Origin of the sequence: Microbacterium sp. SORGH_AS_0888 (genome assembly GCF_030818905.1) — a bacterium.
Classification (GTDB): domain Bacteria; phylum Actinomycetota; class Actinomycetes; order Actinomycetales; family Microbacteriaceae; genus Microbacterium.
On sequence record NZ_JAUTAZ010000001.1, the window covers coordinates 3,312,654 to 3,325,160 of the forward strand.

General features: G+C 71.4%; 13 protein-coding genes. 6 read left to right on the forward strand and 7 right to left on the reverse strand.

Annotation, left to right across the window (positions count from 1 at the left end; genetic code table 11):
• Positions 1–84 precede the first annotated feature (84 nt).
• Positions 85–1,041, forward strand: a complete 957-nt coding sequence (locus QE381_RS16190) for a DMT family transporter (protein WP_307219825.1) — start codon at positions 85–87, stop codon at positions 1,039–1,041.
• Positions 1,042–1,064: 23 nt separating this feature from the next.
• Here QE381_RS16190 and QE381_RS16195 read toward each other — a convergent pair whose 3' ends face one another.
• Entirely contained in the window at positions 1,065–1,601 is a 537-nt protein-coding gene (locus QE381_RS16195; protein WP_307219827.1) for a nitroreductase family protein, read from the reverse strand.
• Positions 1,598–2,005 (reverse strand): peptide-methionine (R)-S-oxide reductase MsrB, encoded by a 408-nt coding sequence (gene msrB / locus QE381_RS16200; protein ID WP_307219829.1) that lies wholly within the window; start codon positions 2,003–2,005, stop codon positions 1,598–1,600. Before msrB ends, QE381_RS16195 begins: the two co-directional genes overlap by 4 nt.
• A gap of 65 nt (positions 2,006–2,070) precedes the next feature.
• Between msrB and QE381_RS16205 the strand changes: the two genes are divergently transcribed.
• The 5 genes from QE381_RS16205 to groL all read left to right on the forward strand — a co-directional run bounded on the left by QE381_RS16205 (position 2,071) and on the right by groL (position 6,097).
• Positions 2,071–3,081 (forward strand): DUF2332 domain-containing protein, encoded by a 1,011-nt coding sequence (locus tag QE381_RS16205; protein WP_307219831.1) that lies wholly within the window; start codon positions 2,071–2,073, stop codon positions 3,079–3,081.
• Between the two features lie 9 nt (positions 3,082–3,090).
• Positions 3,091–3,336, forward strand: coding sequence for a DUF3263 domain-containing protein (locus QE381_RS16210; protein WP_307219832.1), 246 nt, complete (start codon positions 3,091–3,093; stop codon positions 3,334–3,336).
• 31 nt (positions 3,337–3,367) lie between these two features.
• Complete coding sequence (locus tag QE381_RS16215; RefSeq protein ID WP_307219833.1) at positions 3,368–3,928, forward strand: LytR C-terminal domain-containing protein; 561 nt, start codon at positions 3,368–3,370, stop codon at positions 3,926–3,928.
• A 123-nt stretch (positions 3,929–4,051) separates the two neighbouring features.
• Complete coding sequence (locus QE381_RS16220) at positions 4,052–4,255, forward strand: cold-shock protein (RefSeq protein ID WP_307219834.1); 204 nt, start codon at positions 4,052–4,054, stop codon at positions 4,253–4,255.
• Positions 4,256–4,477: 222 nt separating this feature from the next.
• Positions 4,478–6,097 (forward strand): chaperonin GroEL, encoded by a 1,620-nt coding sequence (gene groL, locus QE381_RS16225; protein ID WP_307219836.1) that lies wholly within the window; start codon positions 4,478–4,480, stop codon positions 6,095–6,097.
• Between the two features lie 67 nt (positions 6,098–6,164).
• Here groL and QE381_RS16230 read toward each other — a convergent pair whose 3' ends face one another.
• From QE381_RS16230 to QE381_RS16250, 5 genes are all read right to left on the reverse strand, one after another.
• Complete coding sequence (locus QE381_RS16230) at positions 6,165–6,452, reverse strand: WXG100 family type VII secretion target (RefSeq protein WP_307219838.1); 288 nt, start codon at positions 6,450–6,452, stop codon at positions 6,165–6,167.
• Positions 6,453–6,577: 125 nt separating this feature from the next.
• Entirely contained in the window at positions 6,578–8,314 is a 1,737-nt protein-coding gene (locus QE381_RS16235) for a cell wall metabolism sensor histidine kinase WalK (RefSeq protein ID WP_307219840.1), read from the reverse strand.
• A gap of 5 nt (positions 8,315–8,319) precedes the next feature.
• Positions 8,320–9,012 (reverse strand): response regulator transcription factor, encoded by a 693-nt coding sequence (locus QE381_RS16240; protein WP_307219842.1) that lies wholly within the window; start codon positions 9,010–9,012, stop codon positions 8,320–8,322.
• A gap of 104 nt (positions 9,013–9,116) precedes the next feature.
• Positions 9,117–10,775, reverse strand: coding sequence for a DNA repair helicase XPB (locus QE381_RS16245; RefSeq protein WP_307219844.1), 1,659 nt, complete (start codon positions 10,773–10,775; stop codon positions 9,117–9,119).
• Between the two features lie 45 nt (positions 10,776–10,820).
• On the reverse strand, positions 10,821–12,506 hold the full coding sequence (locus tag QE381_RS16250) for a helicase-associated domain-containing protein (RefSeq protein WP_307219846.1): 1,686 nt from the start codon (positions 12,504–12,506) through the stop codon (positions 10,821–10,823).
• Position 12,507 lies beyond the last annotated feature (1 nt).

The window sequence follows — 12,507 nt, forward strand, 5'->3', positions numbered from 1 at the left end:
GCGCCCTCGGTACGCTGGGGGAGTCGAGGGATCCCGGATGCGGACGCCTTCGTCGACGGTCCCCGTGTTCTCGATGAGGTGTACATGACTGCCGGTGTCGCGCGCGACCGTCGCCTTCCGCCCTGGCTGGCGATGGGCGGCGCCGTGACGGTGGGTGTGCTCACGACGACGCAGGCGCAGGTCAACGGCTCGCTCGCGGCGGCGCTCGCCGACGCCCAGATGGCTGCGCTCGTGTCGTTCGGCTCCGGCTTCCTCATCCTGCTCGCGATCGTGCCCGCGACGTCCGCCGGCCGCGCCGGGCTGCGCGAGCTCCGCGCCGGGATCCGTGCAGGGCGGGTGCCGTGGTGGATGCTGCTCGGCGGCTGCGCCGGGGCGTTCACCGTGAGCGTGCAGGGCGGGACCGTGGCCACCATCGGCGTCGCGGCGTTCACGGTCGGCGTCGTCGCCGGTCAGACGACGGGCGGGATCGTGCTCGACCGGGTGGGCTACGGGCCCGGCGGGCGTGTGGGCGTCACGATCGGACGCCTGTCGGGCGCGGTCTTCGCCGTGGCCGCGGTCGTCGTCGCCCTCGTCGGAGCCGGGGGCAGCGCGGCCCCGCCGTGGATGCTCGTGCTGCCGTTCCTCGCCGGCGCGGGGATCTCGTACCAGCAGGCCACCAACGGGCGGCTGCGTCACGCCGTCGGCAGCCCGCTGACGGCGACCCTCGTCAACTTCGCCGTCGGGACGGCTGCGCTGGCCGCCGCCTGGGCCGTCCATCTGCTCGTGGCGGGACCGCCGCACGCATGGCCGGCGGCTCCGTGGATGTACGCGGGCGGAGCGCTCGGCGTCGTGTACATCTTCCTGTCGGCCGCGATCGTCCGCCATACCGGCGTGCTCCGGCTCGGTCTCGGCTCCGTGGTCGGGCTGCTGGCGACATCCGCGGTCCTGGATGCCGCCTTCCCCGGACGCGCGGCACCGCCGCTGCCGGTGGCGATCGCCGCCGTGGCCGTCGGGCTCGCCGGCGTCATCGTCGGCACCCTGCCGGGATGGCGCCGGCGCTGAGCCCGCGCCGGCTCAGCGCCGGCTCAGCGGGGCATGCGCGAGAGGAAGCGCTCCCCGTCGACACCCCGGCGGTGCCCGGTGCGCTCGCGGCCCTCCGGCTTGCCGCCGACGTAGAGCCAGCCGAGCAGCCGCTCGCCCTTGCCGAGCCCGTGCGCCTTGGCCACAGCCTTGCTGCGGGTGTAGCTCCCGGTGCGCCAGAACACGCCCCATCCGGCCTCGTCGAGCACCAGGCTGAGCGCATGGGCGACGCCCGAGGCGACGGCCTCCTGCTCCCAGTCGGGGACCTTGCTCTTGCGGATGCTCGCGACCACAGCGATCAGCAGCGGGGCGCGCATCGGCTTGGTCGAGAAGCCGTCCTTGTGCTCCGCCTTGTGGATCGCCCGCCCGAGCGTGCGCCGGTCGTCGCCGCGCAGCTCGATGAGCCGCCAGGGCTTGAGCGAGGAGTGGTCGGCGACGCGTCCCGCGGCGGCGACCATCCGCACCAGCTCCTCGTGGTCGGGCGCCGCATCGGTCACCTTCGACCAGGAGCGTCGACGACGCATGGCGTCGAGTGCCGTCATGCCTCGTCCTGCGGCGTGAAGTCGAGGGCGATCGAGTTCATGCAGTACCGGTCTCCCGTGGGCGTGCCGAAGCCGTCGGGGAAGACGTGGCCGAGGTGCGAGCCGCACGAGGCGCACCGCACCTCGGTGCGCTCCATCCCGTGGCTGTTGTCCTCGATCAGCTCGACCGCATCCGGCCGGATGGACTCGTAGAAGCTCGGCCATCCGCAGTGGGAGTCGAACTTCGTCCCGCTCTTGAAGAGCTCGGCTCCGCACGCGGCGCAGGTGTACAGCCCGGCGCGCTGCTCGTCGAGCAGCTCACCGGTCCACGGGCGCTCGGTGGCCGCCTCGCGGAGCACGGCGTACTGCTCTGCGCCCAGCTCCTCGCGCCACTGGTCCTCGGACTTGTTCACGGCATAGCTCATGGATCCTCCTTGTTCCTCCCATTCAACCCTGTCCGCGCGAGCGCTGTTCCCCGCGTTGCCCGAGAATGGATGTCGTGGCACGCGACGAGGACATCGCCGCCGCCGCGGAGCGCTATCGGCGGTTCGCGGACGAGGAGGCGCCGGGGAGGAGCGACCTCTATACCGGCTGGGGCGCGCAGGTGGCGGAGGACCCCGCGCTCACGGCGGTCGTCGGCCGCATCCCCGCCGCGCACCGTCAGCCCCCGCTCGTGTTCGCCGTGGCGCGCCTGCTGGGCGCTCCCGAGGTCGTCGGCGCCCGCTGGCGCGCGTGGATGCTCGCCCATGCCGATGAGCTCGCAGCAGCCTGCGAACGCCGTACGGTGCAGACCAACGAGCCGCTGCGATGCGCCGCTCTGTTGCCGGCCCTGGCGATGATCGAGGGGCCCATCGCGCTCCTCGAGGTGGGCGCGAGCGCCGGGCTCTGCCTGTATCCCGACCGCTACTCGTACCGGTACGAGACTCCCTCCGGCCCGGTCGCGATCGATCCGGAGGCGGGACCGAGCGCGGTGGTGCTGCACAGCCGCTGGGATGCCGTGGCGCGCCCGCCTGCGCGACTGCCCGACGTCGTGTGGCGGGCCGGAGTCGACCTCGCCCCGCTTCCGCCCGACGCGCCCGGCACGCGGGAGTGGCTCACAGCCCTCGTCTGGCCCGGCGAGGACGGCCGGGCAGCCCGCATCGGGCGTGCACTCGACATCGCCGCGTCCGACCCGCCGGTGCTCGTGGCCGCGGATGCGGCCTCCGGCGCCATCACCCGTCTCGCCGCGGCGGCGCCCGCGCACGCGACCCTCGTCGTCTCGACGCCCGGGGTCCTCGTGTACCTGCCGCGGGACGCCCGCGTCGCCGTGATCGCCGAGGCGAGGCGCGTCGGCAGGTGGCTGACCCTCGACCAGCCCGCCGTCCACGACGGGTGGCGGCGACATCCCGTCGTTCCCGCTGGCGCGTGCGCGCTCGCGCTGGACGGCGAGGTGCTGGCCAGCGCGGACCCGCTCGGGCGATTCGTGGAGTGGCGTCGCGGCGCAGGCGCACCCCGGGGATAGCGTGAGGGCGTGCTGACCGATCGCGACCGTGCCCTGCTCGAGTTCGAGAGCCGCTGGCCGGGGCACACCGCGGCCAAGGAGGAGGCGGTGCGGGTCGAGCTCGTGCTGGCCCCGGCACGGTACTACCAGCTGCTGAACCGTCTGATCGACCGGGAGGATGCGATGGCCCACGATCCGCTGCTCGTGGGCCGGCTGCGGCGATCGCGCGACGCCCGCCGCCGTGACCGCGAGCGGCGTCTGAGCACGGCGTCATAAGGCACACCGGACCGACCGATAGCATCGGGGGGTGCCGCGTCAGAACTTCCCCCGCGACCGCTTCGACGACCTCTCGGCGTCGTCCGGCCGCGTCGGTGCCCACCGGGCGGAGAATCCGCGGCTTCGGGCGGGCGGCATCCTGCTCTGGGCGATCGCGGCGACGATCGTGCTCATCGGGCTGGGGATCTTCGGGAGCCTCATCCTCTCGGGGCGGGTCGTCCTGTTCCCGACGCCGGAGCCGACGCCCACCGCGACGGCGCAGGTCACCCCGGTCGTCGACACCTCCTATACCGTGCTGGTGCTGAACGCGGCCAACGAGGAGGGCCTCGCGACGCGCGTCAGGGACACCCTGCTGGGGCAGGGCTGGACGGAGCAGAAGGTCAGCGCCGGCAACGCGGGCAGCACGTTCGAGACCTCGACCGTCTACTACGCCTCGCCGGATGCCTACCCCGCTGCGCTCGGCCTCGCCAGGCTCCTGGGGATGAGCAACGTGGCCTACGACCCGAACTACCCGCTGCCTTCGACCTCTGCGACCCAGCTGACCGTCGTGCTCGGAATGGACCGCTCGGCGGGGGCGACGCCGACCCCCTGAACCCGGGCGTGTTTCGGCACGGTAAACAGTTCGCGGCACCCGTGTAAGCAGTTGTCCGTGCGGCGGAATGGCCGGTTTTCGCGTCGATACGATGGCGAGGTTCCGCAGCATCAGGAGACTCGAATGACCCAGGGCACCGTGAAATGGTTCAACGCCGAGAAGGGGTACGGCTTCATCACGTCCGGTGATGGGCAGGACGTCTTCGTGCACTACTCGAACATCGAGATGTCCGGATTCCGGGTGCTCGAAGAAGGCCAGGCGGTGGAGTTCACCGTCGGCTCCGGCCAGAAGGGGCCGCAGGCCGAGTCCGTGCGCGTCCTCGCCTGACGCGACGCATCCGCCGCCCGCTCGGGCAACGTAACCGCGAGACCAGTCCGTCGCGCCGAGACCGTGGGGTTTCCCACCGGTCTCGGCGCACAGGACTGGTCTCGCGGTCTGTCGTGTGTCGTCCGCTTGCACTCGGATGGGGCGAGTGCCAGAATGGCATTAGCACTCGTGATTGTTGAGTGCTAAAGACATCAGCCAACGTCCGGGAGGGACGACACACACATGGCAAAGATCATCGCTTTCGATGAGGAGGCCCGTCGCGGCCTCGAGCGCGGCCTCAACACCCTGGCCGACGCCGTCAAGGTGACCCTGGGTCCCCGCGGTCGCAACGTCGTTCTCGAGAAGAAGTGGGGCGCGCCCACCATCACGAACGACGGTGTGTCGATCGCCAAGGAGATCGAGCTCGACGACCCGTACGAGAAGATCGGTGCGGAGCTCGTCAAGGAGGTCGCCAAGAAGACCGACGACGTCGCCGGTGACGGCACCACGACCGCCACGGTGCTCGCCCAGGCGCTCGTGCGCGAGGGCCTGCGCAACGTCGCGGCCGGCGCCGACCCGATCAGCCTGAAGAAGGGCATCGAGAAGGCCGTCGCGGCTGTCACCGCGCAGCTGCTGGCCGACGCCAAGGAGGTCGAGTCCAAGGAGCAGATCGCCGCGACCGCGTCGATCTCCGCCGCCGACCCGGCCATCGGCGAGCTCATCGCCGAGGCGATCGACAAGGTCGGCAAGGAGGGTGTGGTCACCGTCGAGGAGTCCAACACCTTCGGCACCGAGCTCGAGCTCACCGAGGGCATGCGTTTCGACAAGGGCTACATCAACCCCTACTTCGTGACCGACCCCGAGCGTCAGGAGGCGGTCTTCGAGGACCCGTACATCCTGATCGCGAACCAGAAGATCTCCAACATCAAGGACCTGCTGCCGATCGTCGACAAGGTGATCCAGGAGGGCAAGGAGCTCCTCATCATCGCGGAGGACGTCGAGGGCGAGGCGCTCGCGACGCTGGTGCTGAACAAGATCCGCGGCATCTTCAAGTCGGCCGCCGTCAAGGCCCCCGGCTTCGGTGACCGTCGCAAGGCTCAGCTGCAGGACATCGCGATCCTCACGGGTGGCCAGGTCATCACCGAGGAGGTCGGTCTCAAGCTCGAGAACGCCACGGTGGACCTGCTCGGTCGTGCCCGCAAGGTCATCATCACCAAGGACGAGACCACGATCGTCGAGGGTGCCGGCGACTCCGCGCAGATCGAGGGCCGCGTGACCCAGATCCGTCGCGAGATCGAGAACACCGACAGCGACTACGACCGCGAGAAGCTCCAGGAGCGTCTTGCCAAGCTCGCGGGCGGCGTGGCCGTCATCAAGGCGGGCGCGGCCACCGAGGTCGAGCTCAAGGAGCGCAAGCACCGCATCGAGGACGCCGTTCGCAACGCGAAGGCAGCCGTCGAAGAGGGTGTCGTCGCCGGTGGTGGCGTGGCTCTCATCCAGGCGGGCAAGACGGCGTTCGCCGGTCTCGAGCTCTCGGGCGACGAGGCCACCGGTGCGAACATCGTCAAGGTCGCTATCGAGGCTCCGCTCAAGCAGATCGCCCTCAACGCCGGTCTCGAGCCGGGCGTCGTCGCGAACAAGGTGTCCGAGCTCGCCGTCGGTCACGGCCTGAACGCCGCGACCGGTGAGTACGGCGACCTGTTCGCACAGGGCATCATCGACCCGGCCAAGGTCACCCGTTCGGCGCTGCAGAACGCCGCGTCGATCGCGGGTCTGTTCCTCACCACCGAGGCCGTCGTCGCGGACAAGCCGGAGAAGACCCCGGCTGCTCCGGCCGACCCCTCGGGCGGCATGGACTTCTGAGTCCGAGCCCACATCGCGCAAGCCCCCGGCCCGAATGGGTCGGGGGCTTGCGCCGTCTCACGGCGGCTCAGCGGAAGAGCGAGGCGTTCGCCTGCTCGACCTCGAGATACTGCTGCCCTGCCGCGGTGAGGGCCTGACCGATCGCGGCGAGGGCGTCCTCGACCTGAAGCTGGGTCGCACGCCACTGCTCGACCGTGCCGTGGAAGAGGACGGCCGCCGAGCCGGTCCAGCTCGACTGCAGCTGGGTCAGCTGGGCCAGCAGCGAGCCGGACTCGGCCTGCAGCCGATCGATCGTGCCGCGCATCGTGGCGGTCGCGGCGAAGAGGGCGTCGGAATCGACGGAGAACGCGGACATGGATGCTCCTTTCGTGGGGTGCGCCCACGTTAGGACGGATGCCGCGGCCGCGGCGCTCCGCATCCGCTCATCCGTGGAGAACCGGTCCGTGCGCGACGCCGGTGGGCACGAGGACGCGTGTCGGGTCAGTCCAGCTCGATGTCGAGGCGGGTGATCGGCTGGGTCTCGATCATGAGGTGCGCCGCGATGTCCTGGTCGACCGCGAGCGGCAGCGAGACGCGGAACGTCGCCCCGCCGCCCTCCGTGTCGCGCACCTCGACGGTGCCGTGCAATGCGCTGACGATCGAGGCGACGATCGACAAGCCGAGTCCTGACCCGCCCGTGTCCCGCGCGCGGGAGGTGTCGGCGCGCCAGAAGCGCTGGAAGATCTGATCGCGGATCTGCGGCGGCACGCCCTCGCCGTGGTCGACGACCTCGATCCAGCCGATCCGGAGCTCCTCGTCCGTGCCCACCCGCAGCTCGATCGGGGCGTCGTCGGCGGAGTACCGCTGAGCGTTGCCGAGCAGGTTCGCCACGACCTGACGGATGCTGTTCTCCTCGCCCATGACGACCGGCGGCATGACGGGAGCGATCGCGGCGACCGGGATCGGCGCGATCTCGCCGCTGTCGCCCTGCTCGCCCCGCGGGCGCCGGCGCAGTCGGGCGGCCAGCGTGATGGCCGCCGTCGGCACCGAGCCGCGACGGCGGGCGGGCGTGGCCTGCGGCAGAGGCGCCGGTCGCGAGACGGCCCTCACGCCCGCGCTCACGTCCGTCATCGTGACGTCGCGCTGGGGCGCGGCGGCTCGCACGTCCATCGCGGCATCGCGGGCGATGGGGCGCAGGTCCACGGGCGCCAGCACGATGTCGCGCCGCTCGTCGAGACGGGCGAGGTGCAGCAGGTCCTCGACCATCGTCGTCATCCGCATCGCCTCTTTCTCGATGCGCTCCATCGCCTGGGCGGTGGCCTCGGCGTCCGGGATCGCGCCCATGCGGTACAGCTCCGCATAGCCGCGGACGGTCACCAGGGGCGTCCGCAGCTCATGGCTCGCGTCGCCGATGAATCGGCGCATCTGCCGCACGGTCGCGTCGCGCTGGGTGATCGCCCCGTCGATGCGTCCGAGCATGGCGTTGATCGCGCGTTTGAGGCGTCCCACCTCGGTCGACTCCGGCTCGAGATCCGTCAGTCGCAGGCCGAAGTCGCCCGCCGCGATCTGCTCGGCCGTGCGCTCGACCTGCGTGAGGCTGCGGAACGTCAGGGTCACGGCCCAGCGCACGAGGAAGGCGGCGGCGAGGACGACCACCAGCGCCAGCAGGGTGTAGATGCCGAGATAGGTCGCGACGACGCGCTCCGTCGGGGTGGTGGAGATCGCGACGAGCTGGGTGTACAGCGCGTTCGTCCCGCTGAGGGGCGTGACGACCACGGTCGCGCGGAACGACCCGCCGTGGTCGCCGGAGAGGTCGAACAGCTTGAGCTGCTCGGGCCACGCCCGATCCAGCGCGAACGAGGAGGGGAAGACGGGCTTCTCGTTCGCCTCTGCGCCGTTCGCGGTCGCCACGAGCTTCCCGCTCGCGTCGTAGAGGGCGACGGAGTAGGCGATGCCGTAGTTGTCGGTCGTGGGCGTGAACACGAGCGCGCCGTCCTCGCCGACGGTGGTGTCGATGAGCGTGCTCACGATCGAGGACTGCGCGACCTGGGTCAGTGTGGAGTCGAGGTTGGCCAGCAGCGTCGTGCGCAGGAACACCATCGTGCCGAGCCCCGTCGCCAGCAGCCCGATCACGAGGACCGCGACGGTGACCCCGGTGACCTTGGCGCGCAGGCTGACGCTCCGCCACCACCGGGTGAGGCGGTCAGGTGAGGCGTGACGCGGCTGGGGTCCCGACATCCGGGTCAGGAGGTCTTGCCCGCCTTCAGCATGTAGCCGAAGCCGCGCTTGGTCTGGATGAGCGACTCGGAGGAGTGCGGGTCGATCTTGCGACGCAGGTACGAGATGTAGCTCTCGACGATGCCGGCGTCGCCGTTGAAGTCGTACTCCCACACGTGGTCGAGGATCTGCGCCTTGCTGAGCACCCGGTTCGGGTTGAGCATGAGGTAGCGCAGCAGCTTGAACTCGGTGGGGCTCAGCTCGATCTGGGCATCGCCGACGAAGACGTCGTGCGTGTCCTGGTCCATCGTGAGCTCGCCGGCGCGCAGCACCGACTCCTCGTCGGCCTGCATCGTGCGACGCAGGATCGCCTGGATCCGGGCCACGATCTCGTCGAGCGAGAACGGCTTGGTGACGTAGTCGTCGCCGCCCGCGTTGAGTCCGGTGATCTTGTCCTCGGTGTCGTCCTTCGCCGTGAGGAAGAGGATCGGCGCCGTGTAGCCGGCCTCGCGGAGGCGCTTGGTGACGCTGAAGCCGTTCATGTCGGGGAGCATGACGTCGAGCACGATCAGGTCGGGCTCCTCCTCCAGGACGGCGGAGATCGTCTGCGCGCCGTTGGCGACGGCGCGGACCTGGAATCCGGCGAACTTGAGGCTCGTGATGAGCAGGTCGCGAATGTTCGGTTCGTCGTCCACGACGAGGATGCGCGGTGCGGTCATGGCCCCATTATGGTGTGCGGCGCCTATTCGCGGGCTGAAACCCGCCTGCGAGAGCCGGTTGCACACCCAACGGTGAGGTTCCCGGGAGGCGCTCCGGCGGGAGGTCAGGCCGCGGCGGCCGTCAGGTCGTCGGCATCCAGGATCGTGTAGCTGTAGCCCTGTTCGGCGAGGAACCGCTGCCGGTTCTGCGCGAAGTCCTGGTCGACCGTGTCGCGCGCGATCAGCGTGTAGAAGCTCGCCGTGTGGCCGTTCGTCTTCGGCCGCAGCAGGCGTCCGAGCCGCTGCGCCTCCTCCTGCCGGGACCCGAACGATCCCGACACCTGGATGGCGACGGATGCCTCGGGCAGGTCGACGGAGAAGTTCGCGACCTTGGACACGACGAGCAGGGGCACCTCGCCGTCACGGAACGCCTGGTACAGCTGCTCGCGCTCGTCCACCGGCGTGGCGCCCGTGATCTTCGGGGCGTCGAGGGCCTCGGCGAGCGTGTCGATCTGATCGAGGTACTGGCCGATCACGAGGATCTGCTCGTCGTGATGGCGCGCCGCGAGCGCCCGCACGACGTCGATCTTCGCCTGCGCCGTCGCCGCCAGCCGGTACCGCTCCTCGTCCGCCGCCGCGGCGTACTCCAGCCGCTCGCCGGCCGGCAGGTCGACCCGCACCTCGTAGCAGGCGGCGGGGGAGATGAAGCCCTGCGCCTCGATCTCCTTCCACGGCGCGTCGAAGCGCTTGGGTCCGATCAGGCTGAACACGTCGCCCTCGCGGCCGTCCTCGCGCACGAGGGTCGCCGTGAGCCCGAGCCGGCGCCGGGCCTGCAGATCGGCGGTGAGCTTGAAAACGGGCGCCGGCAGCAGATGAACCTCGTCGTAGACCACCAGACCCCAGTCGAGCGCGTCGAGCAGCGCGAGGTGCGCGTAGGCGCCCTTCCGCTTCGCCGTGAGGATCTGGTAGGTCGCGATCGTGACCGGCTTGACCTCCTTCACCTGCCCCGAGTACTCGCCGATCTCCTCCGCGGTCAGCGAGGTGCGCTTGAGCAGCTCGTCGCGCCACTGCCGGGCGCTCACGGCGTTGGTCACGAGGATCAGCGTCGTCGTCTTGGTGTCGGCCATGGCGGCCGCGCCCACGAGCGTCTTGCCGGCGCCGCAGGGGAGGACGACGACGCCCGAGCCCCCGTCGGAGAAGATGTCGACGGCTTTGCGCTGATAGGGCCGCAGGTGCCAGCCGTCCTCGACCAGCTCGATGGGATGCGGTGTCCCGGGCGTGAAGCCGGCGACATCCTCCGCCGGCCAGCCGATCTTCAGCAGCTCCTGCTTGATCTGCCCCCGCGCCCAGGCGTCGACGACGAAGGTGTCGGGCGAGGGGTGGGCGGTCAGCAGCGGTTGGATGCGCTTGTTGCCGGCGACCTGCGTGAGCACCGCGGCATCCGTCGACCGCAGGATGAGCGCCTGCTCGCCGTCGTGCTCGCCGCGCTCGATCACGAGACGGCCGTAGCGCGAGACGGTCTCGCGGATGTCGGTCGACACCGACGGCGGCACCGGGAACCGGGAGAACCGGTCGAGGGTGGCGAGCATGTCCTCCGCGTCGTGCCCCGCGGCCCGTGCGTTCCACAGACCCAGCCGGGTGATGCGGTAGGTGTGGATGTGCTCGGGCGCCCGCTCGAGCTCGGCGAACACGGCGAGCTCGTGCCGGGCGTTCTCGGCGTCGGGGTGGGCGACTTCGAGCAGCACGGTGCGGTCGCTCTGCACGATCAGGGGGCCGTCAGACATAACCGACGAGTCTACCGTTGCCGGCTGTGGCCGGACCCGGCCACGTCACAGCGGGCGTACGCCCTCGATGCTCGACAGCGGCACGGTCCGCTCGACATCCGCCGCCCGGTCCCTGCCGCGAAGCCGTCCGCCGCCCAGCCCCGTGGCCTCGAGCGAGAAGACCCGCGCGTTCCCGTCGGGCAGCCGTACCGTGACCTCGACGGCCGCTCGGGTCCGTACGGCCTGCTCGAGCTCCCGGGCCAGCCACGCGGTCTCCGCGTCGGGCCCCGCCGAGGAGCGCAGCGTCGCGATGAGCCGTGCGTACCGTTCCGCGGGGCCGACGGGCGCCGCCGCCTCCGGGGCCACCCGGCGCGAGAGGGTGTGCGCGGCCCCGTCCTCGTCGACGGCGACCACCGGATAGCGGGCCTCGGCCAGCGACCAGTACACGGCGTCGCGGTCGGCGCGCGAGATCAGCGTTCCCTCGTGCGGCACGAGCCCGAGCGGCCGCAGCGCCTGGTCGACCGCGACGGTCGCCAGCAGATCGGCATCCTCGGCGGTGACGGTCGTCAAGCCTGTCGCCGCGGAGGAGCCCACTCGCAGCCGGGACCGGTTCGCCGTGGCCCGATCGATGAGGTATGCCAGCGGCTGCGGGATCCCGGTCAGCGAGAGCTCCCCGAGGAAGCTGCGCAGCGACTCGCGTGTCTCACCCGAGGCGACCGCGGAGGCGAGCGACTCGGCGCTGAAACGATAGGTGGATGCCTGCGCGCGCGTCTCGCGCACGGCCATGCCGCGCAGGCGCTGTTCCAGCGCGGGCAGCAGGGGCCCCGGGGCGATCGCGGTGAGGTCGGCCTGCAGATACACGCGGTCGATCTCGGTGGGGAGGTGACGGGACAGCGACCCGAGCTCCGGGGCGCCGCTCTCGCGGAGGCCTCGTGTCCACGGCGGCTCGAGACCGTCGGCGGTCAGCAGGCCGATGCGTTGCGCGCGGCGGCGCAGCAGCGCGACGGCGTCCGGCCAGTCCGGGTCCAGGGGGTAGGCCCCGGCCCAGGCGGACGGCGGGACGTGTCGTCCGTTCGCGCGGATGCCGTCCGGCAGCGCCGAGACGAACCCGGTCGCCAGCGCCGCCCAGCGTTCGGGCGTCGAGGCGGCGATCCACCGCTCGGCGGACGCCGTGGCCTGCCAGGTGCGCTGGACGTCGCGGATGAGACCGGCCGCGGCGGCGACGCCCAGCAGGTCCTCGAGTGTGTCCGCATCCTCCACGGACCCCGATTCGATCAGACGGCGGCGGTCGCTGACCGTGACCGGTCCGGCGCCGATCCGCGCGAGCGGTGCGGACAGTGTCCACAGCAGGATGTCGGTGAGCGACCCGATCGCGTGGAACGCGCGCTCGGCGGCGACCGCGACCTCCGCGTCGGCGGCCTCGGCCTCCGGCGCGGGAACGGGGCCGGGCCCGCCCGCGGCCTCCAGGCGTTCGGCTGCCGCGGCGTAGGGGGCGCCGTCGGGGCGGACGAGCATCCGCCGCTGCGCCTCGGCGTCGGGCTCCCCCGCGATCAGGGCCTCGATCGAGGTGCGTGGAAGGGTCCGCACCGCGCGGTCGACGCCGGCGGGGGAGAGGAGCTCCGCGGCGAGGTCGAAGAAGTCGCGCCAGCCGGCCTGCGGGGAGGCGTCGCGTGCCGCGAGCACGTCGGCGAGCTCCGCGTCGGAGAGAGCCGCCAGCGTCGCTGCCAGCATCCGCTCGTCGGAGGCTCCCACG

Bases quoted from the DNA above. Each gene is read 5' to 3' on its own strand.
- QE381_RS16205 (WP_307219831.1), top strand. From the start codon at position 2,071: ATGGATGTCGTGGCACGCGACGAGGACATCGCCGCCGCCGCGGAGCGC.
- QE381_RS16245 (WP_307219844.1), bottom strand. From the start codon at position 10,775: ATGTCTGACGGCCCCCTGATCGTGCAGAGCGACCGCACCGTGCTGCTC.
- QE381_RS16240 (WP_307219842.1), bottom strand. From the start codon at position 9,012: ATGACCGCACCGCGCATCCTCGTCGTGGACGACGAACCGAACATTCGC.
- msrB (WP_307219829.1), bottom strand. From the start codon at position 2,005: ATGAGCTATGCCGTGAACAAGTCCGAGGACCAGTGGCGCGAGGAGCTG.
- groL (WP_307219836.1), top strand. From the start codon at position 4,478: ATGGCAAAGATCATCGCTTTCGATGAGGAGGCCCGTCGCGGCCTCGAG.
- QE381_RS16230 (WP_307219838.1), bottom strand. From the start codon at position 6,452: ATGTCCGCGTTCTCCGTCGATTCCGACGCCCTCTTCGCCGCGACCGCC.
- QE381_RS16195 (WP_307219827.1), bottom strand. From the start codon at position 1,601: ATGACGGCACTCGACGCCATGCGTCGTCGACGCTCCTGGTCGAAGGTG.
- QE381_RS16235 (WP_307219840.1), bottom strand. From the start codon at position 8,314: ATGTCGGGACCCCAGCCGCGTCACGCCTCACCTGACCGCCTCACCCGG.
- QE381_RS16190 (WP_307219825.1), top strand. From the start codon at position 85: ATGACTGCCGGTGTCGCGCGCGACCGTCGCCTTCCGCCCTGGCTGGCG.
- QE381_RS16220 (WP_307219834.1), top strand. From the start codon at position 4,052: ATGACCCAGGGCACCGTGAAATGGTTCAACGCCGAGAAGGGGTACGGC.